This window comes from Ruegeria sp. BHSB064 (assembly GCF_059613205.1).
Map to the genome: position 1 here is coordinate 1 of NZ_JBXWSB010000004.1, position 25,013 is coordinate 25,013.

Consider the following 25,013-nt stretch of genomic DNA (forward strand, 5'->3'; position numbering starts at 1 on the left):
TGTTCCGCGAGGTTTTTGTCTCGGGCCTGCGTGAATTTCTGGGCGATGTGGCGGGGACGCTGAAGGTTACGAAGCTGGCCAAGTGGAAGACCACAGCACAGATGGTCGCCATCGCGGTTCTGTTTTCGCAAGGTATCTTTGAACACTATGCCGTTATGGCGAGCTTCGGAATGGATGCTGAACTGGTTGAGCAGATCATCACGGGACAGGTTGAAGACGTGAACCATCTGCGCTGGAATGTCGAAGGCATGTATTGGGCTGGTCAGATTGGGCTGTGGCTGCTGTGGATCGCCGCAACGCTGACATTGATCACCGGTTATGACTACTTACGTAAAGCCATGCCGCATCTGAAGGAGAGCTAAGCGATGGATGTGTTGTACTTTGCATGGGTGCGCGAACGCATCGGTTTGCCAAAGGAAAAAGTCGAAACCAGCGCTGCCACGGTCAGCGATCTTGTGGCAGAGCTGAGCGCAAGGGAAGAACGTTACGCAGCGGCTTTTGCCGATTTGTCAGCCCTGCGCGTGGCATTGGATCAGGAGCTTTCAGATTTTGATGCCTCGCTGACCGGTGTGCGTGAGGTTGCATTTTTCCCACCGATGACAGGTGGTTAAGCGATGAAGATCTCCGTTCAGGAAGAGGCTTTCGATCTGGGCGCTGAGGCCAACGCCTTTGCCGCCGGGGATGATGCCAACGGTGCCATTGTCACCTTCACCGGCGTCGTACGCGATCTTGCAAGCGGTGATCTGGATGTGATGGAGATCGAACATTATCCGGGCATGACCGAACGTGCCCTGACCAAGATTGCTCAGGAAGCCAAGGATCGTTGGTCACTGGGTGATGTGTTGGTGATCCACCGCCATGGTCGCCTGGCCCCGGGCGAACGGATCATGATGGTGGCCACCGCAGCGCCGCACCGCAAGGACGCGTTTGAAGCGGCTGAATATCTGATGGATTACCTGAAATCCCGCGCACCCTTCTGGAAGAAAGAAATCACTGGGGCCGGTGCGGAGTGGGTTGCCGCCAAGGACGAAGACGAAGACGCACTAACCCGGTGGTAGGAGCGTCCGGCACCCAAGTTCAGGTGCCGGAGTTGAACACAAGACTTTAGCTGCTCTGTTCGGAATTACATGTGCGAGCGGCTTCAATGGCCTTCAGCGTTCCGTCCAGGCTTACAGTGAACGCGAACTCTTTTTCGGGGAACACTGTCATTTCGTATTTTTTCATAACGTCATCAACGAATTGCGCGTTGTTCGCCAAGATATAGCCTCCGGTATATCCTTCAGCCAAATGCTTGGTTTTCTTGCGTGCTTCGGCCTCATAAACGTTTCCGTCAAGTGACAAGAAGATTTTCTCCTTCTTACCTTTCAAGCCGATGTCATTTTGCGTGAAGACACCAAGATAGCCCATTTCCTGATCCTTGGTCAGGCCCATTTGAACGACATTGTTGTTCTCATCCACGCGCTCAATCAAGCATGATCCGCGGGTTTCATCGACAAAGATAGTCCAACCAGATTCTTCGCCCCATTTTGTAAAGGTGTCGTTCTCGGATGGTATAACATCGCTTGAGGCAAAAGCGGATGTCGCGAAAAGTGCTGTTAATGTTGCGGCAGTCTTCAATATTGGCTTGAGATACATAGTTCACTCCAGTTTTGTTGAATAGCGGACTTAAGTATGTGCAGGCAAAATCGCACCAATTCATATTATTGAATTTATTAATGAAGTTGAAGTCGAACTGGGCGTGTAGGCCAAAACACGCCGATCAATTCGTCTCTCGCCTATCGTTTGTTCAGAACTACAAATTAGCCTGTTCCGCTGATCCTTCCTCCAGTGTCGTAGTCTTCATGTTGGTCGACGTATTGAACCGCTATTGATGCTAAGCAAAAAGTGCGGGGTGAATGTTGTGGTCGTTTTTAAACTATACTTGGCACATTTCCCCTCTAGACGTTGGCGTTTGGGCTCACGCTTAATCCGATCAACCGGATCAAGAGGACATCCCCATGCAAAACGATTTGAGAAACAAGGGTCTTGCGACGCGCGCTATTCATGCGGGCGAAGAACCGGACCCGACCAATGGTGCATCTGCACCGGCTTTGCATATGTCCTCGACTTTTGTCACTGGTCAGGTGGCCGGGTTCTCGGCCCATGATCTCGAGGAAGAGGCCCCCTACCTTTATGGGCGCTGGGCCAACCCCAACGTGCGAACGCTTGAAACCAAGATCAGCGCCTTGGAAGGCACCGAGGATTGTATCTGTCTGGCGTCAGGCATGGCGGCTGCAACTGCGATTTTCCTGACCTTCCTGTCTGCCGGGGATCACGTGATCGTCTCTGACGTGTCTTATGCGGGCGTGGCCGAGCTGGCGCGGGACACGCTGCCGCGCTTGGGGATCGAGGTCAGCACCGTCAACATGTCTGATCTGGCGGCGGTGTCAGCAGCGATCAGGCCGAACACGCGGCTGATCCATACGGAAACACCGGTGAACCCAATCGGGCGATTGACCGATCTGGCTGCGGTTTCAGCCATTGCACAAGATGCCGGGGCTTTGTTGTCCTGTGATGCCACCTTTGCGTCTCCGCTTGGTCAACCCAGCAAAGATTTGGGCGTCGATCTGATCATGCACTCCGTGACCAAGTTCATAGGCGGGCATGGTGACGCCATCGGCGGAGCGGTAGCGGGCCGCAAAGAGTTGATCGAGAAGATCCGCAACGAGTCGGCCATTCATCACGGCAGCATCATGTCACCTTTCAACGCGTGGATGATCGCCCGCGGTATGGCAACTTTGCCGCTTCGAATGAAGGCGCATCAGGCGGGGGCCATGGCGGTTGCCGAATGGCTTGAAACACGCGGGGCCGTCACCAAAGTTGTGTATCCGGGCCTGAAATCACACCCACAATACGAACTGGCACAGCGGCAGATGCGGAATTCATCTGGCATGATCACCTTTCAGGTGGGCGACAATGCCACCGGAGAAGCACTGGCACAGCAGATGATCGACAAACTGAAGATCGTCCATTACGCCGTGTCATTGGGCCACCATCGCAGTCTGATTTTCTGGATGGGAACAGAGGCTTTGATGCAGACCTCATTCCGTTTGGAAGGGGCGCAGCTGCAAAGCTACCGGGATTACGCCGGGGATGGTGTATTCCGGCTGTCGGTTGGTCTGGAAGACCCCGAGGATCTGATCACGGATCTTGAACAGATACTGTGACCCGATCAGGTCGCGGGCGCATCAGTCAGCGTTGTTGATCCGCCCGCGCAATTCTTCGGCCTCTTGCCGTGCGGCACGCAGACCGTCCATGGCGGCGGCCAGCTCAGCCTCGGTCTGGGTCAGCTGATTGGTCAGCTCTGCCTCGCGCTGCTGAAGATAGGTGATGGCCTGATCACGGGTTTCTTCGGCCTCGTGCAGTTCCTGACTCATCCGGTCCAGATCGGCCACATCGCTTTGGCGGACGCGGGACAGGCGGTGTGCCAGCCAGTTGGCAAACCAGCCCATGCAGAAGGCCGCAAACAGAATGATGGCCGTGGCGATGATGAATTCTATTCTGTTCAACTTACTGGTCCTCTGCATCCGCATCTGATGCGGTCGTGTCGGTCTGGTCTGCTTCAGGCGCGTCAGCCTCTGCCTCAAGTGCTTCGAGACCCGTTTCATTGGCCTCGACAGGCTCGGGGCGGATCAGGCGGAATTCAATGCGACGGTTTTCTTCCCGGCCTTCTTCGGTGTCGTTATCCGCGATGGGCTGCGTTTCGCCGTAACCGACTGCCGTGTAGCTGCTGGTGGGAATGCGACGCCCGCGCAGTTCGTTCAGGATGGACTGGGCCCGAGCCTGACTGAGCTGCTGGTTCATCTCTTCCCGGCCCTGGCTGTCTGTGTGACCCTGAATCTCCAGCCGGATGGGGCCGCAGTCCCGCAGGATGTCTGCGATCTGGTTCACGGTGTCGCGTGAATCCGACGCAATCGTGGCCGATCCGGGTTCGAAGGCGATTTTGCTGGCGGCCTGGAGTTCAGCGATCTGTTGTTCACAGACTTCCGGGTCTGGCAGGGCGTCTTCGGGTTCCGGCGGAGGCTGATATGTGATCGTCAGAATGAATTCCTGCCCCTCGCCCAGCTTATCCGACAACTGACCTGCGATACGGGCCTTGGCGTCTTCTTCGTGGCTGAGCCCTGTCAACTCCACTGTATCAGGCGTCACGGTCAAAGCGCCATTATGCAGCTGCGCCAATGCTTCCAGCCCGGCCAGAACACGGACAGGCCAGTCCGAAGGCAGATCGGTCACGATGCGGGTGGCTGTGTAAACTTGATTGGACCCAAACGCGGCACGAGCATAACTGTCGACCATGTCACGCAGGGTTTCATCGCCCAGACGCCCGCGCAGCTGTACCAGGCCTTCGGGGCTGCGGGTGGCCGAGAACTCAACCGGGCCGGTCGCATCCGTGTCTTCGGGTTCCGGCAACACGGCATGCAATGCAAAGACAGGTGGCAAGGCGGTTTCAAGTTCACCCACAACCCGGTCAAACTGAGCAGGGTCCGTTCCCTGTGCGGCAACCAGCGTAATGTCTGCATCTGACAAGGTGACGGTACCCTTACCGATTTTTGACAGGGCCTGAATGCTTTGTTCGGCAGCTTCCGGCCAACGTGGCGAAGGCTCTCCCAGACCGATTGTGCACGTATAGGTGCCCTGCAACCCTGCATCACGTGCGGCGGCCACGATCCGGTCGCGCGCCTTTTCATCCTGCGCGGAACAGGCGTCAAACTGCCCGCCGTCTTCGTCGATCAAGAAACGCAGAGTGAATGGCGTGATGACGGGGCGTGGTGCCGAGATTGCCAATCCAATCCGCAGACTGGTCGGCGCGGCGCGCGTCAACTCTTGCTCGAGCCGTTGTTTTTCGTCCTGGCTGTCTGCAATCGCGGTGATCTTGACCAATCCCGAACTGGCGGAAATCTTGGCGCGAGGCAACCGCGCTAGGGCTTCGATGGCGAAGGACATCGCTGCATCCCAGCCGTCGGGCTTGGGATAATCTGCTGTTTCCATCAAATCTGAAATTGCAACGCTTCGGTCCAGATTGCTCAGCCGGTCGATCAGATCAGCCCTGTCCTCGCTGGCAGGGATCAGACCGATGATCGAGATACCGCTGTCGTTACGCAGGATCTCTGCCGAAAAGCGGGGTGGGGCCAGCGCCGAGGTGGCCGCGACCTCCATTTCGTCGATCACCCGGGATGTATCGACCTCGGTTCCGGCAGCGGTCAGCGCGTTGAAACGGGTGGCTTCATCCGGCGCGGTGCCTGTCAGCACCACACGCAGCCCGTCGGATTCGACCTCGGCCCAGTCATGTCCTTTAAGGTCCAGTGATCGACGCACAGCGAATTCGGATGTCTCTTCGATCTTTGTAACAGCGTAGCTGGCGGCCACGAGGGACAGTCCGGCCGAGACCAGAAAAATAAGCAATACAGCAATAAAGTACGGCAGACGCATGCTTGGGTTTGACACTCCTCAGGCGTTTGGGCCGATCTTTACAGCCCCCATTCGGCAGGTGCAATCAGAGCAGCAAAGCGACGCAAAGGAAGATCAGCGGAATCAAGCCGGTGTCGCGGTTGACGCGGAACAATTGCAGCAGCTTGGCATTGTCTTCCAGATCCAGACCGCGCAGCTGCCACATCATGTGCCAGCCCATCGCCCAAGGGCCGCATAGCGCAACAACCAGCGCCAGAATCGAAGCGTCCGGCACGCCTGCATCGATGATGGCCAGCCCCATAAATGAAATTGTTGCCACCAGAAAGTATTTCAGCCACTTCGCCGTATCTTTGCCGAACAGGCGCGCCGTGGACTTTATCCCGATCAACTCGTCATCCTCGGCATCCTGATGCGCGTAGATCGTATCGTAGAACAGGGTCCACGCGATGCCCGCCAGATATAGTGAAATTGCAGGCCACCCGACCGAGCCGCTATGTGCTGCCCAGGCCAAAAGCGCGCCCCAGTTGAAGGCCAGCCCAAGGAACACCTGCGGCCACCATGTGAACCTCTTCGCGTAAGGGTAGATTGTCACCGGCAGCAGGGACAAAACGCCCATTGCAATCGCCGCCTGATTGAAGCTGAGCAGGATTCCCAGCGCCAGCAGGCATTGCAGGATCATCCACACCGCAGCCTGTCGGACGCTGACCTGCCCCGAAGGGATAGGGCGTGAACGGGTGCGCTCAACCTGCCCGTCGAAGTCCCGATCCGTGATGTCGTTCCAGGTACACCCGGCCCCTCGCATCAGAAACGCACCCAGTGCGCATCCAACGGCAATCCACAGATCTTCCCAACGGGGCTGACCGTCGTGCAGGATGGCCAAGGCCAAGCCCCACCAACATGGAATCAGCAACAGCCACGTTCCAATGGGTCGGTCCGCTCGGCTGAGGCGCAGATAAGGGCGGGCAAAGGCCGGTGCATAAGTGTCGACCCAATTGCCGGTTACGGCATCGGCGACTTGACCGTCTGGTGTTGGGGCATTGCCTTGCATATGTAAGGTCTCATGAGTGCGAAGATCAGACTGTATGTAGAGCAGCCCTTGGGTCAGGGGCAATCGGTTCCTTTGACGCGCGACCAGGCGCATTACCTGTTTGGCGTGATGCGCCTGTCGGTTGGCGGGGCTGTGGCCTTGTTCAACAGCCGGGATGGCGAATGGTTGGCTGAAGTGGCCGAAGCGGGCAAGCGGGGTGGAATACTGACCTGCCTTGAACAGACCAAACCTTTGCAATTGCCGCCTGATCTGTGGTTCCTGTTTGCGCCGATCAAAAAGGCCCGCACCGATTTCATCGTCGAAAAAGCGACCGAGATGGGTGCGGCCCGCATCCTGCCCGTCCAGACCGAGTTCACCAATTCCGAACGTATCCGACAGGACCGATTGCAGGCCCATGCGGTCGAGGCTGCAGAACAGTGTGGCGGCACCTTCGTGCCCGAAGTCACCGATTTGCAGCGGCTGGATCGGGTTTTGGACAGTTGGCCCGAAGACCGTCAGTTGATGTTCTGCAACGAGGCCGAGGTCGGCTCGGCCCTGCGATTGGCCGCTAGTGAAAAAGGACGGCCATGGGCGATTCTCATCGGCCCCGAAGGTGGCTTTTCCGACAAAGAACGCGCCCGACTGACAGCATTGCCCTATGCGCATGTGGTCAGTCTGGGCCCGCGTATCCTGCGGGCGGATACGGCAGCCGTTGCAGCGCTGACCATGTGGCAGCAGGCGCTGGGGGATTGGGCGTGACACCACCGCCCCGATTGCACGTATTGACGGCTTTGGGGTCAGATCAGGCAGTTGTTTTGCGCCGCGGTCCGACCGACCATGTTGCCGTTTTGATGTGGGACCGCCGCACGGGTACTGTCAGACTTGGGCAATGGCTTGCGGCCCGAATCCACGAACACAGATGCGATCTGTCCCCGTCAGGGCAACATCTTGTTTACTTTGCGTGCAAGGGTGGTCGCTGCTGGACGGCCGTGTCCAAAGCGCCGTGGCTGACGGCTGTTGCGTACTGGCCGCAATCCGACAGCTGGCTCGGCGGTGGCGCATTCACGGCGGACGGCAGGCTCTGGTTGAACGGGGCAACGCCGACTGAGGACCTGCCGGATGATCTGAGAGCAGCCGAAACCGACCACTTCCCGCATTCGACTGACGGGTTTCACATGGGCGATCTTGTCGTGTCTCGCTTGCAGCAAAGGGGTTGGGTCCGCACGGGCGGCGAAAGATACGAGGTCGAGTTAAGGCTGAAACTCGCTGAAAACTGGACCTTGAGCCAGAAATTCACGGTCGGAAAAAAGGCCAGAGCACTAATATCCAGTCATTACACATTGTTGCCACCCAATGGTGGACAGGCAATGAATTGTTCGGGATGGGAATGGGCGGACCGCTTTGGCGACAGCGTGCAATGGGCGGAAAACGGCAAGTTATATCAGATGCGAATGTCCGATGTGGATGATATTGAAAATCGTCAATTGGTGCACGATTTCACGTCCATGCAGTTTGAGGCAATTCAGGCACCGTATTCGGGCGTTTCTGCAGGGGAATACAGATGAGTTTTTTTCGACCCGAAGCGAAACTTGCCCTGTGGCGTTGGCGCGAAGTTCTGGTTGCGGCATTTGTCCTGATTCTGGGCCTTAGCTGGGTCAGCGGGCCGGGTGGGTTGCTGGCTTGGGTAGGCTGGTTCCTGATCTTGGTGTCCGCGGCGCTGGCCGTCATTGGTGTGCAACGCGCCCGGTTCAGAACGGGTGCAGGCGGGCAGGGTGTGGTGACCGTCGACGAAGGTCAGATCACCTATCTGGGTCCTTTGGACGGCGGCATCGTTGCCACACGTGAGATCGAACGGCTCGCGCTTGATCCGACTTCGAACCCTGCGCATTGGGTTTTGGATCAGTCGGGACAGCCGGCGCTTCACATTCCTGTGAATGCAGAAGGGGCGGAAGCTTTGTTTGATGTATTCTCCAGCCTTCCGGGCCTGAAAACCGAACAAATGCTGTCAGAACTCAACGGCAAATCGCGGCATCCGGTTGTCATCTGGGAACGCACCCCATCGCGCCCGGCGCATATGCGGTTGCATTGACACTGGCGTCATTTACGACCACGACTGACCTTCAAGACAGACACATCAGGATCGGAGCACGGTTCATGTCCATCCCTCAGTCCGGCGGCGGTCCGATCGAACGCCATGAGCAACTGGCCGAATATCTGGAATCAGGCTGCAAGCCCAAAGAAGACTGGCGCATCGGCACCGAGCACGAAAAGTTCGGCTATTGCAAAGACACGCTGAAGCCGCTGCCTTTCGAAGGCAAACGCTCGATTGTGGCCGTGCTGGAAGGTCTGCGGGATCGCCATGGCTGGGGCGAAGTGCGCGAAGGCGATAAGCTGATCGGTCTGGAGAAAGATGGCGCGAATGTCAGCCTGGAACCCGGTGGCGCGCTGGAGCTGTCCGGTGCCCCGCTCGAGACGATTCACGAGACCTGCGATGAGGTAAACACCCACCTGCGTGAGGTGAAGGACATCGCCGACGAGATCGGCGTAGGTTTCATTGGTCTGGGCGCGGCCCCGATATGGACTCACGAGGAAATGCCCTTGATGCCCAAGGGGCGTTATCGGTTGATGAACGACTATATGGAAAAGGTCGGCACTATGGGCCGCGCCATGATGCGGCGGACCTGCACGGTTCAGGTCAATATCGACTTCGGGTCCGAGGCCGACATGGTGCAGAAACTGCGCGTTGCGCTGGCGCTTCAGCCTGTGGCGACGGCGCTGTTTGCCAATTCGCCCTTCTTTGAAGGCAAGCCAAACGGTCAGAAAAGCTGGCGCAGCCATATCTGGCGGCATCTGGATGATGCGCGCACGGGCATGCTGCCCTTTGTGTTCGAAGACGGCTTTGGATTCGAACGCTATGTGCAATATGCGCTCGATGTGCCGATGTATTTTGTCTATCGCGATGGCCAGTATATCAACGCGCTGGGCATGTCGTTCCGCGATTTCCTCAAGGGTGAGCTGCCTGCTTTGCCCGGTGAAACACCGACCCTCAGCGATTGGGCCGATCATCTGACCACGGCCTTCCCCGAAGCGCGGATCAAGAAATATATGGAGATGCGCGGGGCCGATGGTGGCCCATGGCGTCGCCTGTGTGCGCTGCCTGCCTTCTGGGTTGGTTTGACTTATGATCAGGGCGCGCTGGATGCGGCGTGGGATCTGGTCAAGGGCTGGGATGCGGAAACACGCGAAGAGCTTCGCGTGCAAGCTGCGGTCCATGGCCTTCAGGCGCAGGTCGGCGACATCAACATGCACGATCTGGCGCGTGAGGTTGTTGCGATCTCTGAGGCCGGGTTGAAGGCCCGCGCGCGCCCCGGTGCAGGGGGTCTGGTCCCGGATGAGACGCATTTCCTGAATGCGCTCAAGGAAAGTATCGACACTGGTAAGGTTCCGGCAGATGAGTTGCTGGATCACTACAATGGCGACTGGAATGGCGACCTGACCCGGATTTTCCCGGAATACAGCTATTGATCCGCACCGTCCCGCTTGCATTCGCAGGGCGGGGCCGATAGCAGGTTCTCGACCAAATTCAGAGGGCCGTCATGGACGATCTTAAGGCAAAATATCTGGGCCAAATCGCCGAAGCAGGCGACGAAAACGCGCTTGAGGCGATCCGCGTCGCGGCTGTCGGCAAAAAAGGCGAGGTCGCGTTGAAGATGCGCGAGCTGGGCAAGATGACGCCCGAGGAACGTCAGGTTGCAGGCCCCGCGCTGAACGCCCTGAAGGATGAGATCAACTCGGCCCTGTCCGCAAAGAAAGCCGCGCTGGCCGATGCTGCGCTGGATGAACGACTGCGTACCGAATGGCTGGACGTCACCCTGCCGACCCGCGCACGCCGTCAGGGCTCGATCCACCCGATCAGCCAGGCGACCGAGGAACTGACCGCGATCTTTGCTGAACTGGGCTTCTCGGTGGCCGAAGGGCCGCGGATCGAGACCGATTGGTACAATTTCGACGCCCTGAACATCCCCGGCCACCACCCCGCGCGGGCCGAGATGGACACGTTCTACATGCACCGTGCCGAGGGCGACAACCGCCCGCCGCACGTGCTGCGGACCCATACGTCCCCTGTGCAGATCCGGTCGATGGAGAAACAGGGCGCGCCGATCCGCGTGATCTGTCCGGGCGGCGTGTACCGCGCCGACTATGACCAGACCCACACGCCGATGTTCCATCAGGTCGAAGGGCTGGCCATCGACAAAGACATCTCGATGGCGAACCTGAAATGGGTTCTGGAAGAGTTCGTGAAGGCGTTTTTCGAGGTCGACGATGTCGAGCTGCGCTTCCGCGCCTCGCACTTCCCCTTCACCGAACCGTCGGCCGAGGTCGATATCCGCTGTTCCTGGGACAACGGTCAGCTGAAGATCGGCGAGGGTGACGACTGGATGGAGATTCTGGGCTCCGGCATGGTCCACCCCAAGGTGATCGCCGCCGGTGGGATTGATCCCGAGGTCTATCAGGGCTTTGCGTTCGGGATTGGGATCGATCGTCTGGCGATGCTGAAATACGGCATTCCGGATCTGCGGGCGTTCTTTGACAGCGATCTGCGCTGGCTGCGGCACTACGGGTTCGCGGCGCTGGATATGCCGAACCTGCATGGTGGTTTGTCTCGGTGAGCCAAAACTTGTTGAGGTATGCCTCTCAAGTGGTTTTCGGGCTTGTGCTTGGTGCAATCCCAAGCCTCTCCTCAGCAGAGCAAGTCGAAAAAGACCACCTATGTTTCAAGGTTTGGCAGGACACGGTTGCGGAGATCCGAAGTGCTTTCCCTGACGGGTTTTCATCGAACCAGGTTGTCTATTTTGCTGGGAGTGATGGCAGGACTTTTGACTGCCTAGATGTCAATGCTCCCTCTAGCGTTCTTGAAGAATCAGAGCGTTGGTCGCAGCAAATCGCACCGCACGCTGATGACATGGCGAGAGAGTCAGGTGAGATTTCTGTCAACTTCTGTAACCTAAGTCGCCAACGGATAGGTGGGTTTCAAGTTGTGAATGTACACTTGCCATATGAAACAGGGGAACTGACTTCGGCAATGTGCCAGAAGAGGCTTCGTGACCTCCCGGGCCGTATCAAAGACAGCTTCAAGTAATTAGGACGTGGTGCCTGTCGAAGCCAATGGGTTCATAGTTTTTGGCGCCGAGCAAAGACCGATAGGCCGCCGCGCCATCGCCAGACCGCCCGCACGGGCTGGCGATTTGTCTCCGCCAGCGCAACGCTCGAACAGCGCGCGGATTTGGCTGGCATAAAGTGTGCAGCACAACCCTTGGATCGCCACCCCGCGGTCTGGAAATGGCGCGGCTTGCGGTCTGATCTGATGTTGGGCGGGTGTAGGGCGGGCTTCAGCCCGCCATGTGCGATGGATGGGTGCCGGGCTGAAGCCCGGCCTACGCCCGATCAACGGCCTTCTACACTGATATGTTATGTGACAGCGCGGAAAGTCTCGCTAGGGTCACGCGTATGATCTATCGACTGCTTTGCCTTCTGCTGCTGACCGCCTCCCCCGCCTTCGCCATGGGGCCTTGGAACACCGACTGCCACGGCGATACGGCTTGTGAGGTCGGCGACCGCTCGTACCACGTGCTGGAGCCCGAGGGCTGGGACGGTGAAACGCCTATGCCCGTATTGCTGCATTTCCACGGCTGGGCGCGGCAGGGGACCGTGGTGGTGAACCACGAACGCATTGCCGGGGCCACGAAGCTGCGTGGCGTGTTGTTGGTTGCCCCGAACGGGCTGGGCAAAAGCTGGGATTTCTGGACCTCGGACACTGGCGATGTGCCTTTTGCCGATGCGGTGCTCAAGGATGTGGCCAAGCGCTATCCGATTGACCCTGACCGCATCTATGTCTCGGGTTATTCCTTCGGCGGCGCGATGGCGTGGCGCTATGTCTGCCAGTCGGGCAATGACATTGCCGCTTTGCTGGCCGTTGCGGGCAGCATCCGCCAGACCGAAAACTGCCCCGAAGGCCCGCGTGAGGCGCGCCATGTGCATGGCCTCAGCGATACGGTGATGGATTTTCCTTTTGGCGCAAATGGAGACACGACCTATCCGGTGGCCCTGTGGCGCGAAAAGTACAACTGTAACGGAGCAACACCGCGCGGTGATTGGAGCGTGGTGCCGATCCTGACGCTCAGCCGCGTGGAATGGACTGATTGCGCGCAGGGGCAGGTGGTGCTGGACACCCATCCGGGCGGGCATTTCATCCCGCATGGCTGGATCGGGTGGCAATTGGACGAGCTTTTGGGCCGCACCCCCACCTATCCGTGACGCACAGCGCTTGCACCTTGGTCCATTCTTTGCCATTGCCTGTGCCGACTGGATATCTGCCAAAAAAGGCCCCGTGCAATGAAATTCACTCTGTCCTGGCTGAAAGACCACCTCGACACTGACGCTTCGGTTGATGAGATCGCCGAGGCGCTGACCGACCTTGGCCTGGAGGTCGAAGAGATCGTGAACCCGGCGGACCGTTTGGCGGGCTTTACACTGGGCCATGTTAAACATGCCGAGAAACACCCCGACGCTGACAAGCTGCGGGTTTGCACGGTTGCGACGGACGAGGGTGATCTGCAGATCATCTGCGGGGCCCCGAACGCGCGTGAAGGCATCACCGTCGTGGTTTGCAAGCCGGGCATGTACATCCCCGGTCTGGATATCACCATCAGCGTCGGCAAGATCCGGGGCGTCGAAAGCTTTGGCATGATGGCCTCCGAGCGCGAGCTGGAGCTGTCGGAGGAGCATGACGGCATCATCGAGCTGCCTTCCGGTGAAGTTGGCGACAAATTTGTGGACTGGCTGGCCGAGAACGATCCGTCGAAGGTCGATCCGATGATAGAGATTGCGATCACGCCGAACCGGCCCGATGCGCTGGGCGTTGAGGGGATTGCCCGCGATCTGGCTGCACGCGGTATCGGCACGCTGAAACAGCGTGACTATGTGCCGGTTCCCGGGGATTTCGAGTGCCCGATCAAGGTCAGCATTGACGAGGACACGTTGGACGGCGCGCCGCATTTCACCGGGCGACTGATCCGCGGGGTCAAGAACGGCCCCAGCCCGCAGTGGTTGCAGGATCAGTTGAAGGCTATTGGCTTGCGTCCAATCTCGGCGCTGGTGGACATCACCAACTATATGACCTTCGACCACAACCGCCCGCTGCACGTGTTTGATGCGGATAAAGTGCAAGGCAACCTGCGGGTGCATCGCGCCAAAGGTGGCGAGACGCTGGTGGCGCTGGATGAGAAAGAATACACCTTACAGCCCGGTATGATGGTGATTTCGGACGACAAAGGCCCGGAATCGATCGCCGGCATCATGGGCGGCGAGGAAACAGGCTGCACCGAAGAGACGGTTAACGTCTTCCTCGAAAGCGCGTTCTGGGATCATGTGCAGATTGCCCTTACGGGTCGTGCGCTCAAGATCAATTCGGACGCACGCTATCGGTTCGAGCGCGGTGTTGATCCGGAATACACCCGCGAAGGGTTGGAACACGCTACGCAGATGATCCTGGATATCTGTGGCGGCGAAGCGTCCAATGTGGTCGAAGCGGGCAAGGCCCCGAACCACGGGCGGGCGTATAAGCTGGATGCGGCACGGGTGCAGTCTCTGGTCGGCATGGACATTCCGGAAAGCGAACAGCGTCAAACCCTGACCCGGCTGGGTTTCCGCCTTGAGGGTGAGATGGCTCATGTGCCTAGCTGGCGCCCTGATATCATGGGTGAGGCCGATCTGGTGGAAGAGGTTGCCCGGATCGCGTCGCTGACCAAGTTGCAGGGCAAACCGCTGCCGCGCGTGACGGATGGTATCCCCAAGGCGGTTATGACGCCAACGCAGCGCCGTCAGTCCATGGCGCGTCGGACCTGTGCCGCGCTGGGCTATAATGAATGTGTGTCCTACACCTTCATTGATCAGGCGTCCGCAGCGCTGTTCGGCGGCGGTGATGAAGCGACCCAACTGGAAAACCCGATCTCGTCCGAGATGAGCCACATGCGCCCCGACTTGCTGCCCGGCCTGTTGCAGGCGGCGGCCCGCAATCAGGCGCGCGGTTTTGCGGACGTTGCATTGTTCGAGGTTGGCCCGGTCTTCCATGACGGAGAGCCCGGCGATCAGAAAACCCAGATCACCGGCCTGCTGGTCGGTCGTGATGGGCCAAAGGATGTGCATGGCGCGTCTCGCCCGGTCGACGTGTTCGACGTCAAGGCGGATGCCGAGGCGGTGCTGGCCGCGATCGGCGCGCCCGTGAAGGTGCAGATCCTGCGCGACGGTGATGCCTGGTGGCACCCGGGCCGTCACGGCAAGATTTGTCTGGGCCCAAAGAAGGTACTGGGCGTGTTTGGTGAATTGCACCCGCGCATCTTGCAGGCCATGGACATCAAAGGCCCGGCGATGGCATTCACCATCTGGCCGGACGAGGTGCCCATGCCCCGTAAATCCGGTGCCACCCGCGCCGCGCTTGAGTTGCGTGACCTTCAAGCGGTTGAACGTGACTTTGCCTTTGTCGTCGATGAGGGCGTCGAAGCCCTGACGCTGGTCAATGCCGCAGCCGGTGCCGACAAGGCGCTGATCGAGGACGTGCGTGTATTTGATGAATTCATCGGCGGCAGCCTGGGTGAAGGGAAGAAATCTCTGGCCATCACCGTGCGGTTGCAGCCGACGGACACGACGCTGAAGGAAAAGGACATCGAAGCGGTGGCCGAAAAGATCATCTCGAAAGTCACCAAGGCGACCGGCGGCGTCCTGCGCGGGTAACTCAGGATCGCCTTCGGCGAGAGTATTTTTGAAAAGATGAAGGGGCGGCGGCGCCCTTTCTGTGTTTGCGGAGGACTGAAGATGCTGAACGTTTACCTCTCGGGCGAAATTCACACCGATTGGCGGGAACAGATCATTGAGGGGGCACAAGGATTGGATGTGACATTCAACAGCCCTGTGACCGATCATGCCGCCAGCGATGATTGCGGTGTTGCCATTCTGGGGACCGAGCCGAACAAGTATTGGCACGACCATAAAGGCGCGATGGTCAATGCGATCCGAACCCGTAAGGGGATTGCGGATGCGGACGTTGTGGTTGTTCGGTTTGGAGACAAGTACAAACAGTGGAACGCCGCCTTTGACGCGGGCTATGCGGCGGCACTTGGCAAGTCGATCATCGTTCTGCATGGCCCGGATCATCAGCACGCGTTGAAAGAAGTTGACGCGGCCGCGCTTGCCGTGGCGGAAGAGCCAGCTCAGGTGGTGGAAATACTGCGCTACGTACTGACAGGTGCGCTGCCTGGCTGAGACAAGCAAATAGGGTGCCACCACAGGCACCCTTGCAAGCATTCAATCGTTTAGCCGCGCGCGGGTATGTTCTTGCCGCGCTGCACCGCCGGGCGCTGCATGAAGCGGTCAACATAGGCGACGACATTGGCGTGGTCGTCCCAACCGACAACGTCTTTCGCGCCGTAGAAATCCAACGCATTCAGCCACGGCGCCAGGGCAATGTCGGCGATTGAATAGTCGCCTGCGATCCAGTCCCGCCCTTCAAGCTGGGTGTTGACCACGTTCAACAGGCGTTTGGCCTCGTTGATATAGCGGTCGCGGGGGCGGGGGTCTTCGATCTCGCTGCCCGCAAATTTGTGGAAAAAGCCCAGCTGACCGAACATCGGACCGACCCCGCCCATTTGAAACATCAGCCACTGGGTGATGCGGTGTTTGTCGGCTGCGCTCTGTCCCAGCAACTGTCCTGATTTCTCTGCGAGGTAGAGCAGGATCGCCCCGCTTTCGAACAGGGCAAGCGGTTCACCATCGGGGCCGTTGGGATCGATGATCGCAGGGATCTTGTTGTTCGGGTTCAGCGACAGGAACTCGGGGCTTTTGACGTCGGCATCCGCCAATGTCACCAGATGGGCCTCGTACGGCAGGCCGGTTTCCTCAAGCATGATCGACGCTTTGACGCCGTTTGGGGTTGGATACGAATAGAGCTGGATCTTGTCGGGGGATTGGGCGGGCCAGCGGGCCATGATCGGATGAGGTTTGTTGTCCAGCATTGGGGGCTCCTGCTTAAGTGTCTTTAGAAAGTTAGGTGTCAATGCGTGGTCATGTAAGCCCTTTGGGATGTGCATTTTCGGTCAGGCCGTGTTTTCTGACGAACAACGGGGAACTCCAGCCAAACTCGCACCTAGACCGGAACGCAATCTTGGCTCACAATCCGGTGACCCCCGCGAAAACCTCGCGGGTTTCTTGCTGTTGAAAGGAGATGCGCGTGGATGAGGTCGTAACACAGGTGGGTGCATACGCCCCGCTGATCATGAATGCGGTCAAGGCGCTTGTCGTTCTGATCCTGGGCTGGATTGTGGCTGGTGCAATCGGTGGCATGGTGCGCCGCCGGATCAATTCGACGCCACATATCGATCCCACCCTTGGGAACTTTATGGCGAGCCTTGTCAAATGGGCCATTCTGGCCATGGTTCTGGTTGCCGTTCTGGGCATCTTCGGGATCGAAGCGACAAGCATTGTTGCCATATTGGGTGCCGCTTCGTTGGCCATCGGTCTGGCGCTGCAAGGCACGCTCAGCGATTTGGCTGCCGGGGTTATGCTGGTCGTCTTCCGGCCCTACAAACTGGGTCAGTACGTGGATATTGGCGGTACAGCAGGAACTGTGAAGGATCTGAACCTGTTCACCACAGAACTGGTGACACCAGACAACGTGCAGATCATCGTCCCGAACGGTCAGTCCTGGGGATCGATCATCACCAACTTTTCGGCGCATGACACGCGTCGCGTCGATCTGGTGTTCGGTATTGATTATGGTGACAGTGCTGACAAGGCGATGCAGATCATCTTGGACGTGGCCAAAGCGGACGACCGCATTCACAGCGATCCCGAGCCTTGGGTCAAGGTCACCAATCTTGGGGACAGTTCAGTGGACCTGACGGCGCGGCTCTGGTGTGATGCGGCGGATTATTGGGATGCCAAATTCGAACTGACCAAAGCTGTGAAAGAAGCCTTTGACGACAAGGGTATCTCGATCCCTTACCCACACGCAGTGGAAATTCAGAAACAGGGGTGACGGATCCCGCCTGTCGATCGGGCAAGGAATATGCCCACCAACTGTTGGGCTGGGCACCGCGCGAACGCGCGGTGCCTTTTTGGTTTACAAACTGAGGTTTAAAACCATCCAAGCTTAGGATTTGACGACCACGTTGGGCGAAACCACGTCGATACCAAGGGCTTTGCCGACGGCATAGTACGTCAGCTGCCCTGCATGAACGTTCAGACCTTCCAGAAGATGCGGATCGTCCTGACACGCCTGTTTCCAGCCCTTGTCGGCCAGAGACAGCATGAAGGGCATCGTGGCGTTGCCCAATGCGATGGTCGAAGTACGCGCCACAGCGCCGGGCATGTTTGCCACGCAGTAATGCATGATGCCATCGACGTCGTAGATCGGGTCGGCATGGGTGGTGGCTTTCGAAGTCTCGAAGCACCCGCCCTGATCGATGGCAACGTCGACCAGAACCGCGCCCGGCTTCATCGTCGACAATTGAGCACGCGACACAAGTTTCGGAGCCGCAGCGCCTGGGATCAGAACGGCACCGATGACCATATCGGCATCCCGGATCAGCTCGGCCGTGGCACCCGCCGTGGAATATTGGTTCTTGAAGGTCCCACCAAAGACATCATCCAGATAACGCAGCCGCGGGAGAGAGCGATCCAGAACGGTAACATCCGCACCCATGCCAGCCGCGATCTTGGCTGCGTGCGTACCCACGACACCGCCACCGATCACAACGACTTTTGCCGGGCCAACACCGGGAACGCCGCCCATCAGAACACCGCGTCCGCCATTGGCCTTCTGCAGGGTCCAAGAGCCAACCTGAGGCGCCAGACGACCCGCAACTTCGGACATCGGCGCCAGCAGAGGAAGACCGCCATTGGCATCGGTTACGGTTTCATAGGCGATTGCTGTACAGCCCGATTCCAGCAGGTCATGGGTTTGTTCTGGGTCGGGTGCCAGATGCAGATATGTGAACAGCAACTGACCTTCACGCAGCATTTTGCGTTCGACAGCCTGCGGCTCCTTGACCTTGACGATCATGTCAGCGGTGGCGAACACTTCTTCCGCGGTGTCGATGATGCGGGCGCCTGCGGCAACATAGGCGTCATTGTCAAAACCAGCGCCAATGCCTGCGCCGGTTTCGATCAGCACTTCGTGACCGCGGGCAACCGCTTCCTGAGCGGCGTTTGGCGTCATGCCGACGCGGAATTCCTGAGGTTTGATTTCCTTGGGGCAACCGATTTTCATGGAGGTCTCCGTTCATAAACTGCTTAAATTATGTGCATTCCGGTGTGCAATTTCTGTGAAAGAAAACGTGCACGGGGAATTTTCTTTGGAAGAATCTCCTGTATAAGATGTAAATCCCGCAAAGGAATTGCACGAATGGCCTTGGATACGACTGATAGAAAGATTCTGGCCGCCCTCCAGAAAAACGGCCGGATGTCGAATTCGGAACTGTCCGAGCAGGTCAACCTGTCCCCGTCTGCCTGCCATCGGCGTGTTCAGCGTCTCGAGGTCGAGGGGTTCATCCGCAACTATGTGGCGTTGCTGGATGCCCGCAAGATGAACGTGCCTACAACCGTCTTTGTCGAGATTACCCTGCAAGGGCAGGCCGAAGAGGTGTTGGATTCCTTTGAAAAGGCAGTGGCGCGTATTCCCGACGTTTTGGAATGCCACCTTATGGCCGGGACAGCGGACTATATTCTGAAAGTGGTGGCTGAAAACACCGAGGATTTTGCGCGTATTCACCGGCAATATCTGTCGCGATTGCCCGGGGTGGCGCAAATGCAAAGCTCGTTTGCTTTGCGCACTGTGTTCAAGACCACTGCTTTACCGGTCTGACTTTCAGGCAGGGCCGGGATAGGTGAACAGCAGCAGGTGCACCAGATTGAACCCGAAATGCATCGCAACGGGCACCCAAAGACGCTGCGTTGCATAATACCCCAAGCCGCAGGCCAACCCGAGAATTGAGGCAAAGACCACCAGTGCCGGTCCGCCGCCAAAGTGAGCCAACCCGAACAGCAGGCTAGCCGCAATCACTCCTCCGACGGCGCCAAGACGTGAGGTGATGGCGGATTGCAGGTAGCCACGAAAGAAGGCTTCTTCCGTCAGGCAGGTCAAAAACAAGTTGGACAGGACAAAGACCAGCCACCACGGTGGGATCGAAAATTCTGGCTGTATCGCGCCGACGGCAAGACCCAATAGAAACAGCCCCGGCAACAGCAGCAGCCCTGCCGCCAGCGGGCCGAATTTGGTCTGAATGGCGGTTTGAAGCATCCCGGGCCAGGCCAGAAGAACGGCGAAGAAGACCATCGGTTTGTCCAGATTCAGATGCATTGTGAACCCAGTGCTGGCTGCACCAGCCTGCACCTGATCCAACACTTTCAGGTTCTGAAATCCGGGTAGAAGATGCGCACCCATGGCCAGACACCACAGGATCAAAAGCGCATGTCCTGTGACCGCGCGCCAACCTTTCAAGTACGGCAGCACGGCGGCTCCGGCCAGCCCACCGACCACAGCCGCAATTGCCAGAAGTGACATCAGCCCCGTTGCTGAGGCAATGCTTGCAAACAGAACCAGCAGTGACAGCGCGACCGCCTTGCGCCCCACAAGCGCAGTTACCTGCGCGGCGATCAGAATCGACCAAGGCCAGACCGCTGGTAGAAGAGAAAGAAAGAATGTCACGCGCTTTGCATCCCGTAAGTCCAGACAGTCTTGCCGTACAAAATCGAGGCAATGCAAGCATTCCGCACGCTGTGTGTTCTTATGTTCTGCCTTGCGTCAATTCTGACGCTTGTAACCTCTGGGTTGGGCGTTCACATTTGGGAGAAAGACCATAAGCCCGCACCGTCTGGATTTTCAGATGCTTCGGCAGCATTGGGCGTCGTCGTCTTGCATCAATTTATCTGATGACATCAGGCGGTTACACAGGCCCGATATGGTTCGAACCCGATAACAAAAAAAGGAGCTGACCTTGGCTTACGAAAACAACGGTGGACCCAAAGATTGGCTTGAGGCCGAATTGGAAGACACGTTGGACGAAGATTTTGAGATCGAGTTCAGCGAACCGATGCTGTCGATGGAAGTGCGGAAGATCTATCGGGAACAGCACCCGGATATGCTGGATCGCAAGGTTTATTTCCGCAACCTGCTGCGCCTGCAGGCTGAGCTGATCAAAGTGCAGGATTGGGTTCAGCACACCGGTGCCAAGGTCTGTATTTTGTTCGAAGGCCGCGACAGTGCCGGCAAAGGGGGGGTGATCAAACGGATCACCCAGCGTCTGAATCCGCGTGTTGCGCGTGTGGTCGCTCTGCCCGCGCCCAGCCGCCGCGAGCAAAGCCAGTGGTATTTCCAGCGCTACGTGCCGCATCTGCCTGCGGCGGGTGAAATCGTGTTGTTTGACCGGTCATGGTACAATCGAGCGGGCGTAGAACGGGTGATGGGTTTTGCGTCCGAGGATCAGGTCGAGCAGTTCTTTCAGGACGTTCCCGAATTTGAACGGATGCTGGTGCGATCAGGAATCATTCTGCTGAAATACTGGTTCTCGATCACGGATGAAGAACAGCAATTGCGATTCCTCATGCGTATTCACGACCCGATGAAACAATGGAAGCTGTCGCCGATGGATCTGGAATCCCGCATTCGCTGGGAATCCTATACCAAAGCCAAAGAGGATATGTTTTTCCGGACCAACATCCCCGAAGCTCCTTGGTACATCGTCGAAGGTAACGACAAAAAGCGCGAGCGGCTGAACTGTATCGAACATCTTCTGACCAAGATCCCCTACACGGACGTACCACAAGAAAAGGTCAATCTGCCCGATCGCAGATACAACCCGGACTATGAGCGCCGCGTGTTACCGGATGAGCTATACGTGCCAAAGATATATTGATTGGGACATACGGGGCGGACCAGCCGCCCCGTATTAATGGTCGTATCAGGCGGCTTCGGTCATGCAACCAGTGTCGTAGAAATTGAACACATAGATGTCCGCGCCCTCTGTTCCGTCTGCATCATAGCAAGTGGCAACGGGGTCTTCGACCGGATCCACATCATCGGTTTCGACGACCACCATGTCATCTTCGACTGCGTCCGACGGGTTCATGTCATCGGTTGCCCAATCGAACTGATCAATCTGCGCCAGAACGTTGTTGATGAAAGCTTCCAGCTCGGCAAGGAAGGCTGCCACGTCAAAGCACCCACCCGGTTCTTCTGTAACGGGAGTTTCAGGCGCAGGCTCGGCCACGTCTGTATCGGGTGTTTCGGCATCCGGATCCTCAGGCTCGGCTACATCAGTGTCTGGCGTTTCGGTATCCGGTTCCTCAGGCTCGGCTACATCAGTATCGGGCGTTTCGGTATCCGGCTCCTCAGGCTCGGCCACATCGGTGTCGGGCGTTTCGGTATCTGGCTCCTCGGGCTCGGCCACATCGGTGTCGGGCGTTTCGGCATCCGGCTCCTCGGGCTCGGTCACGTCAGTGTCTGGCGTCTCAGTACCCGGGTCCTCTGGCTCGGCCACATCAACGTCTGGCGTTTCAGTACCTGGGTCCTCAGGTTCCGCTACATCAGTGTCAGGCGTTTCAGTATCGGGATCCTGAGGTTCAGCCACATCGTCCACGGGCGGAACCGGCGCATTGCCATTATCCAGCATCACCGCACCGTCAGTGGCAGCGAAATTCTGAGTGACCATCACTGCGTCAAACCCTTGCATGTCGCCGGTTTCAATGCCGATGCCGATGTAATCGAAATCAGGGTTCAGAATGTTCGCACGGTGCCCCGGGCTGTTCATAAGATTTTGGTGCAGTTGGGCTACGTCATCGCTGATACCCGGCGCACCGCGCTCTGATTGCCAGGCGATGTTCTCGCCAGTGCGCCAACTGCCGGACAGATCAAAACCTGCGTCCTGCATACGCTCTGTCGCGCTGGAACCGCCTTCACCTGTATGGCTGAAAATGTCCGTTTCCAGCATCCAGCTGCTGTGATCTTCTGATGACTCGTTCAGCTGTCTTTCCAATTGCAGCGAATTGAGTCCACGGGATGTGCGCTCGGCGTTGATCAGCGCCAGCATTTCTTGCTCGATTGAACTTGCAGTCGACATGGTAGCCTCCGTCTGTAAGTGTCGTCCGATTGGACGTCGCCAGTTACAAGCGGCTTGGTGAGATCAGATAGAGGTGCAAAATTTTTAGGCGAATTCTGGCAGGGCAATGCTACCAATGCGGGATTCGCTGCGCTGCAAAATGCCGGGCAAAATGTTGCTGGTGGGGAAATGGCGGCTTGTCGCACACCCTGAACCACGAGTCGGCGGAATAAAACCGAACCCTGAAACGACAAACCCCCGGGCGTGGCCTCGGGGGTCGTCAAATAGTGTCATCCAAAGCCGGATGAGGAAAGTCTTACAGCAGACCTTCGCGCTGGGCTTTCTTGCGTGCCAGTTTACGGGCACGACGAATCGCTTCAGCTTTCTCACGCGCTTTTTTCTCGGACGGTTTCTCGAAATGTTGCTTCAGCTTCATTTCACGGAACACGCCTTCGCGCTGCAGCTTTTTCTTCAGGGCACGAAGCGCCTGATCGACGTTATTGTCGCGAACACTAACCTGCATGTGGTTGTCACCACCTTTCTAGATAGAGTTGCAAGGAAATTGCAGGAGTTGGCCGTATAGCAAAGCCGCCCTAACTTGTCTAGTACTGGGCCCGACAACCGGAGAACCGTCATGACGACCACATATGAAGATGCAAAACAGCAGCTTTTGGATGCGATGCTGATCCATGTTCCCTTCGACGGCTGGTCGGAAACCAGTTTTCGCGCGTCTATTTCCGATTGTGGCCTGGATAACGGTCTGGCCCGTGCGATTTGTCCGCGCGGGGCGGTTGATCTGGCGCTGGCCTATCACGCACGCGGCGATCAGGCGATGCTGGATCGCATCAAGTCCGAAGATCTGAGCGGGCTGAAATTCCGCGACAAGGTTGCCGCCGCAGTTCGGTTCCGGTTGCAGGCGGTCGAAGACAAAGAGCTGGTGCGCCGTGGCATGACGCTGTTTTCCCTGCCGACCCACGCGGCTGATGGGGCCAAGGCCGTTTGGCAAACCTGCGATCTGATCTGGGATGCGCTGGGCGACACATCGGACGATGTGAACTGGTACACGAAACGGGCCACTCTGTCGGGTGTCTATTCTTCGACGTTGCTGTTCTGGCTGGGCGATGACAGCCCCGATCATCAGCGAACGTGGGAATTCCTGGACCGCCGGATTGACAATGTCATGGAGTTTGAAAAGCTCAAGGCGCAGGTGCGCGACAATCCGGTGTTGAAACCGTTTCTGGCGGTTCCAAACTGGCTGGCCGGACAGGTGAAAGCGCCCATGAAAATGCGGGCCGATCTTCCAGGTATCCTGAACCCCCGAAAGTAGAACATCTTGGTGCTGGGCCTTGACCCATATGCCTGTTAGGCATTGGGCAAAGGAGGAGCCTATGACCCAGATGATGCGCGCTGTTGAGATCACCAAACCGGGTGGTCCCGATGTTTTGCAACTGACCGAACGCCCTGTTCCCGAGCCGGATGCCGGACAGGTGGTGTTGAAAGTCGCCTATGCAGGCGTGAACCGCCCTGATGCGTTGCAGCGCGCCGGGGCTTACGATCCGCCGCCCGGGGCCAGCGACTTGCCCGGGCTTGAGGCCTCGGGCGAGGTGGTTGCCATAGGCGCAGGGGTCGAGGGGTTGTCGATCGGAGATCAGGTTTGCGCGTTGCTGCCGGGTGGGGGCTATGCCGAATACGTCGCCACGCCGGCCGCCCATTGTCTGCCAGTGCCTGCGGGGATGGGAATGAAAGAAGCGGCGTGTCTGCCGGAAACCTTTTTCACCGTCTGGTCCAACGTATTCACCCGTGGCGGTCTGAAAGCGGGTGAGCGGTTTCTGGTTCACGGGGGCTCCAGCGGGATCGGCACAACGGCAATCCAACTGGCCAATGCTTTTGGTGCGCGTGTTTTTGCGACCGCTGGGTCCGATGAGAAATGTGAGGCTTGCGTCAAGCTGGGTGCGGAAAAGGCGATCAATTACCGTGACGAGGATTTTGTGGCTGCCCTGCGGGCCGAGGGCGGCGCGAACCTGATCCTCGATATGGTGGGCGGTGACTACATCCCGCGAAATGTCAAAGCGTTGGCCGAGGATGGCAGGCTGGTTCAGATCGCGTTCCTGCAAGGCCCCGTGGTCGAACTGAACTTTGCCCTGATGATGGTCAAACGTCTGACCCTGACAGGCAGCACATTGCGCCCGCAGAGTGATTTGGCCAAAGCACAGATCGCGCAAGACCTGCGCGAAGCCGCCTGGCCTCTGCTTGAGGCGGGAAAGGTTGCACCGGTTATGGACAGCGAATTTGAACTGGCCGAGGCTGCCGCTGCGCATGCACGCATGGAAAGCTCTGGCCATATTGGCAAGATTGTCCTCAAAGTCGCGGGCTGATTAATGAATGCGCGG

At 58.0% G+C, this 25,013-nt stretch carries 26 protein-coding genes; 17 read left to right on the top strand and 9 right to left on the bottom strand.

The genetic code is table 11. From position 1 onward, the window contains the following. From AC2FNU_RS01490 to AC2FNU_RS01500, 3 genes are all read left to right on the top strand, one after another. Positions 1 to 362, top strand: a 362-nt coding sequence (locus AC2FNU_RS01490) for a CDP-alcohol phosphatidyltransferase family protein (RefSeq protein ID WP_496784386.1), incomplete at its 5' end; no start/stop codon positions are given. Positions 363 to 365: 3 nt separating this feature from the next. Beyond that, positions 366 to 611 (top strand): molybdopterin converting factor subunit 1, encoded by a 246-nt coding sequence (gene moaD, locus AC2FNU_RS01495; RefSeq protein ID WP_171093853.1) that lies wholly within the window; start codon positions 366 to 368, stop codon positions 609 to 611. A 3-nt stretch (positions 612 to 614) separates the two neighbouring features. Next, complete coding sequence (locus tag AC2FNU_RS01500) at positions 615 to 1,058, top strand: molybdenum cofactor biosynthesis protein MoaE (RefSeq protein ID WP_496784387.1); 444 nt, start codon at positions 615 to 617, stop codon at positions 1,056 to 1,058. A 46-nt stretch (positions 1,059 to 1,104) separates the two neighbouring features. On the opposite strand, the gene AC2FNU_RS01505 is transcribed toward AC2FNU_RS01500, so the two are convergent. Then, positions 1,105 to 1,635, bottom strand: coding sequence for a hypothetical protein (locus AC2FNU_RS01505; protein ID WP_496784388.1), 531 nt, complete (start codon positions 1,633 to 1,635; stop codon positions 1,105 to 1,107). 362 nt (positions 1,636 to 1,997) lie between these two features. Between AC2FNU_RS01505 and AC2FNU_RS01510 the strand changes: the two genes are divergently transcribed. Next, a complete protein-coding gene (locus AC2FNU_RS01510) occupies positions 1,998 to 3,206 on the top strand; it encodes a trans-sulfuration enzyme family protein (protein WP_496784389.1) in 1,209 nt (402 codons plus the stop codon). 21 nt (positions 3,207 to 3,227) lie between these two features. Here the strand turns inward: AC2FNU_RS01510 and AC2FNU_RS01515 are convergent, their stop codons facing one another. The 3 genes from AC2FNU_RS01515 to ubiA form a co-directional block, all read right to left on the bottom strand. Then, positions 3,228 to 3,548 carry a hypothetical protein gene (locus AC2FNU_RS01515; protein ID WP_170446384.1) on the bottom strand — a complete coding sequence of 107 codons (321 nt, stop codon included), beginning with the start codon at positions 3,546 to 3,548 and terminating at the stop codon, positions 3,228 to 3,230. Position 3,549: 1 nt separating this feature from the next. Further along, positions 3,550 to 5,469 (bottom strand): OmpA family protein, encoded by a 1,920-nt coding sequence (locus AC2FNU_RS01520; RefSeq protein ID WP_496784390.1) that lies wholly within the window; start codon positions 5,467 to 5,469, stop codon positions 3,550 to 3,552. 64 nt (positions 5,470 to 5,533) lie between these two features. Further along, positions 5,534 to 6,496, bottom strand: coding sequence for a 4-hydroxybenzoate octaprenyltransferase (gene ubiA, locus AC2FNU_RS01525; protein ID WP_496784391.1), 963 nt, complete (start codon positions 6,494 to 6,496; stop codon positions 5,534 to 5,536). A gap of 12 nt (positions 6,497 to 6,508) precedes the next feature. Here ubiA and AC2FNU_RS01530 point away from each other — a divergent pair, with 12 nt between their 5' ends. The 8 genes from AC2FNU_RS01530 (at position 6,509) to AC2FNU_RS01565 (ending at position 15,793) form a co-directional block, all read left to right on the top strand. After that, positions 6,509 to 7,234, top strand: coding sequence for a 16S rRNA (uracil(1498)-N(3))-methyltransferase (locus tag AC2FNU_RS01530; protein ID WP_496784392.1), 726 nt, complete (start codon positions 6,509 to 6,511; stop codon positions 7,232 to 7,234). Next, a complete protein-coding gene (locus AC2FNU_RS01535) occupies positions 7,231 to 8,040 on the top strand; it encodes a hypothetical protein (protein WP_496784393.1) in 810 nt (269 codons plus the stop codon). Before AC2FNU_RS01530 ends, AC2FNU_RS01535 begins: the two co-directional genes overlap by 4 nt. Next, positions 8,037 to 8,564, top strand: coding sequence for a hypothetical protein (locus AC2FNU_RS01540; RefSeq protein WP_496784394.1), 528 nt, complete (start codon positions 8,037 to 8,039; stop codon positions 8,562 to 8,564). Before AC2FNU_RS01535 ends, AC2FNU_RS01540 begins: the two co-directional genes overlap by 4 nt. Before the next feature lie 65 nt (positions 8,565 to 8,629). Beyond that, a complete protein-coding gene (locus AC2FNU_RS01545) occupies positions 8,630 to 10,000 on the top strand; it encodes a glutamate--cysteine ligase (protein ID WP_496784395.1) in 1,371 nt (456 codons plus the stop codon). A gap of 71 nt (positions 10,001 to 10,071) precedes the next feature. Continuing rightward, positions 10,072 to 11,145, top strand: coding sequence for a phenylalanine--tRNA ligase subunit alpha (gene pheS / locus AC2FNU_RS01550; protein ID WP_171179000.1), 1,074 nt, complete (start codon positions 10,072 to 10,074; stop codon positions 11,143 to 11,145). Between the two features lie 838 nt (positions 11,146 to 11,983). Next, the gene (locus AC2FNU_RS01555) at positions 11,984 to 12,790 is read left to right on the top strand and encodes a CE1 family esterase (RefSeq protein WP_496784396.1); all 807 of its coding nucleotides are present in this window, start codon (positions 11,984 to 11,986) and stop codon (positions 12,788 to 12,790) included. 78 nt (positions 12,791 to 12,868) lie between these two features. Continuing rightward, positions 12,869 to 15,265: a phenylalanine--tRNA ligase subunit beta gene (gene pheT, locus AC2FNU_RS01560; protein WP_496784397.1), complete on the top strand. Its 2,397-nt coding sequence runs from the start codon at positions 12,869 to 12,871 to the stop codon at positions 15,263 to 15,265. An 81-nt stretch (positions 15,266 to 15,346) separates the two neighbouring features. Continuing rightward, a complete protein-coding gene (locus tag AC2FNU_RS01565) occupies positions 15,347 to 15,793 on the top strand; it encodes a YtoQ family protein (RefSeq protein WP_496784398.1) in 447 nt (148 codons plus the stop codon). Positions 15,794 to 15,843: 50 nt separating this feature from the next. Here the strand turns inward: AC2FNU_RS01565 and AC2FNU_RS01570 are convergent, their stop codons facing one another. After that, on the bottom strand, positions 15,844 to 16,542 hold the full coding sequence (locus AC2FNU_RS01570; protein ID WP_496784399.1) for a glutathione S-transferase family protein: 699 nt from the start codon (positions 16,540 to 16,542) through the stop codon (positions 15,844 to 15,846). Between the two features lie 209 nt (positions 16,543 to 16,751). Here AC2FNU_RS01570 and AC2FNU_RS01575 point away from each other — a divergent pair, with 209 nt between their 5' ends. Continuing rightward, positions 16,752 to 17,564, top strand: a complete 813-nt coding sequence (locus AC2FNU_RS01575; protein WP_216600425.1) for a mechanosensitive ion channel family protein — start codon at positions 16,752 to 16,754, stop codon at positions 17,562 to 17,564. 114 nt (positions 17,565 to 17,678) lie between these two features. Here AC2FNU_RS01575 and ald read toward each other — a convergent pair whose 3' ends face one another. Continuing rightward, positions 17,679 to 18,797 carry an alanine dehydrogenase gene (gene ald / locus AC2FNU_RS01580; protein WP_171093821.1) on the bottom strand — a complete coding sequence of 373 codons (1,119 nt, stop codon included), beginning with the start codon at positions 18,795 to 18,797 and terminating at the stop codon, positions 17,679 to 17,681. 135 nt (positions 18,798 to 18,932) lie between these two features. On the opposite strand from ald, the gene AC2FNU_RS01585 reads away from it, so the two are divergent. Further along, positions 18,933 to 19,391, top strand: coding sequence for an Lrp/AsnC family transcriptional regulator (locus tag AC2FNU_RS01585; RefSeq protein WP_171093819.1), 459 nt, complete (start codon positions 18,933 to 18,935; stop codon positions 19,389 to 19,391). Positions 19,392 to 19,394: 3 nt separating this feature from the next. On the opposite strand, the gene AC2FNU_RS01590 is transcribed toward AC2FNU_RS01585, so the two are convergent. Next, on the bottom strand, positions 19,395 to 20,234 hold the full coding sequence (locus AC2FNU_RS01590; protein ID WP_496784400.1) for a CPBP family intramembrane glutamic endopeptidase: 840 nt from the start codon (positions 20,232 to 20,234) through the stop codon (positions 19,395 to 19,397). A 289-nt stretch (positions 20,235 to 20,523) separates the two neighbouring features. Between AC2FNU_RS01590 and ppk2 the strand changes: the two genes are divergently transcribed. Further along, positions 20,524 to 21,441 carry a polyphosphate kinase 2 gene (gene ppk2, locus AC2FNU_RS01595; RefSeq protein WP_496784401.1) on the top strand — a complete coding sequence of 306 codons (918 nt, stop codon included), beginning with the start codon at positions 20,524 to 20,526 and terminating at the stop codon, positions 21,439 to 21,441. A gap of 45 nt (positions 21,442 to 21,486) precedes the next feature. Here ppk2 and AC2FNU_RS01600 read toward each other — a convergent pair whose 3' ends face one another. Both AC2FNU_RS01600 and rpsU read right to left on the bottom strand, forming a co-directional pair. Further along, complete coding sequence (locus AC2FNU_RS01600; protein WP_496784402.1) at positions 21,487 to 22,644, bottom strand: CAP domain-containing protein; 1,158 nt, start codon at positions 22,642 to 22,644, stop codon at positions 21,487 to 21,489. A gap of 295 nt (positions 22,645 to 22,939) precedes the next feature. Continuing rightward, the gene (gene rpsU / locus AC2FNU_RS01605; RefSeq protein WP_005614280.1) at positions 22,940 to 23,146 is read right to left on the bottom strand and encodes a 30S ribosomal protein S21; all 207 of its coding nucleotides are present in this window, start codon (positions 23,144 to 23,146) and stop codon (positions 22,940 to 22,942) included. Positions 23,147 to 23,257: 111 nt separating this feature from the next. On the opposite strand from rpsU, the gene AC2FNU_RS01610 reads away from it, so the two are divergent. Together AC2FNU_RS01610 and AC2FNU_RS01615 are read left to right on the top strand one after the other, a co-directional pair. Next, on the top strand, positions 23,258 to 23,950 hold the full coding sequence (locus AC2FNU_RS01610; protein ID WP_496784403.1) for a COQ9 family protein: 693 nt from the start codon (positions 23,258 to 23,260) through the stop codon (positions 23,948 to 23,950). A gap of 61 nt (positions 23,951 to 24,011) precedes the next feature. Continuing rightward, the gene (locus tag AC2FNU_RS01615) at positions 24,012 to 24,998 is read left to right on the top strand and encodes an NAD(P)H-quinone oxidoreductase (RefSeq protein WP_496784404.1); all 987 of its coding nucleotides are present in this window, start codon (positions 24,012 to 24,014) and stop codon (positions 24,996 to 24,998) included. Positions 24,999 to 25,013 lie beyond the last annotated feature (15 nt).

Bases quoted from the DNA above. Each gene is read 5' to 3' on its own strand.
- pheS (WP_171179000.1), top strand. From the start codon at position 10,072: ATGGACGATCTTAAGGCAAAATATCTGGGCCAAATCGCCGAAGCAGGC.
- ald (WP_171093821.1), bottom strand. From the start codon at position 18,797: ATGAAAATCGGTTGCCCCAAGGAAATCAAACCTCAGGAATTCCGCGTC.
- AC2FNU_RS01570 (WP_496784399.1), bottom strand. From the start codon at position 16,542: ATGCTGGACAACAAACCTCATCCGATCATGGCCCGCTGGCCCGCCCAA.
- AC2FNU_RS01615 (WP_496784404.1), top strand. From the start codon at position 24,012: ATGACCCAGATGATGCGCGCTGTTGAGATCACCAAACCGGGTGGTCCC.
- AC2FNU_RS01505 (WP_496784388.1), bottom strand. From the start codon at position 1,635: ATGTATCTCAAGCCAATATTGAAGACTGCCGCAACATTAACAGCACTT.
- pheT (WP_496784397.1), top strand. From the start codon at position 12,869: ATGAAATTCACTCTGTCCTGGCTGAAAGACCACCTCGACACTGACGCT.
- moaD (WP_171093853.1), top strand. From the start codon at position 366: ATGGATGTGTTGTACTTTGCATGGGTGCGCGAACGCATCGGTTTGCCA.
- AC2FNU_RS01610 (WP_496784403.1), top strand. From the start codon at position 23,258: ATGACGACCACATATGAAGATGCAAAACAGCAGCTTTTGGATGCGATG.
- AC2FNU_RS01545 (WP_496784395.1), top strand. From the start codon at position 8,630: ATGTCCATCCCTCAGTCCGGCGGCGGTCCGATCGAACGCCATGAGCAA.
- ubiA (WP_496784391.1), bottom strand. From the start codon at position 6,496: ATGCAAGGCAATGCCCCAACACCAGACGGTCAAGTCGCCGATGCCGTA.
- AC2FNU_RS01510 (WP_496784389.1), top strand. From the start codon at position 1,998: ATGCAAAACGATTTGAGAAACAAGGGTCTTGCGACGCGCGCTATTCAT.
- AC2FNU_RS01520 (WP_496784390.1), bottom strand. From the start codon at position 5,469: ATGCGTCTGCCGTACTTTATTGCTGTATTGCTTATTTTTCTGGTCTCG.
- AC2FNU_RS01575 (WP_216600425.1), top strand. From the start codon at position 16,752: ATGCGCGTGGATGAGGTCGTAACACAGGTGGGTGCATACGCCCCGCTG.
- AC2FNU_RS01500 (WP_496784387.1), top strand. From the start codon at position 615: ATGAAGATCTCCGTTCAGGAAGAGGCTTTCGATCTGGGCGCTGAGGCC.
- AC2FNU_RS01565 (WP_496784398.1), top strand. From the start codon at position 15,347: ATGCTGAACGTTTACCTCTCGGGCGAAATTCACACCGATTGGCGGGAA.
- AC2FNU_RS01530 (WP_496784392.1), top strand. From the start codon at position 6,509: ATGAGTGCGAAGATCAGACTGTATGTAGAGCAGCCCTTGGGTCAGGGG.
- AC2FNU_RS01585 (WP_171093819.1), top strand. From the start codon at position 18,933: ATGGCCTTGGATACGACTGATAGAAAGATTCTGGCCGCCCTCCAGAAA.
- rpsU (WP_005614280.1), bottom strand. From the start codon at position 23,146: ATGCAGGTTAGTGTTCGCGACAATAACGTCGATCAGGCGCTTCGTGCC.
- AC2FNU_RS01600 (WP_496784402.1), bottom strand. From the start codon at position 22,644: ATGTCGACTGCAAGTTCAATCGAGCAAGAAATGCTGGCGCTGATCAAC.
- AC2FNU_RS01540 (WP_496784394.1), top strand. From the start codon at position 8,037: ATGAGTTTTTTTCGACCCGAAGCGAAACTTGCCCTGTGGCGTTGGCGC.
- AC2FNU_RS01555 (WP_496784396.1), top strand. From the start codon at position 11,984: ATGATCTATCGACTGCTTTGCCTTCTGCTGCTGACCGCCTCCCCCGCC.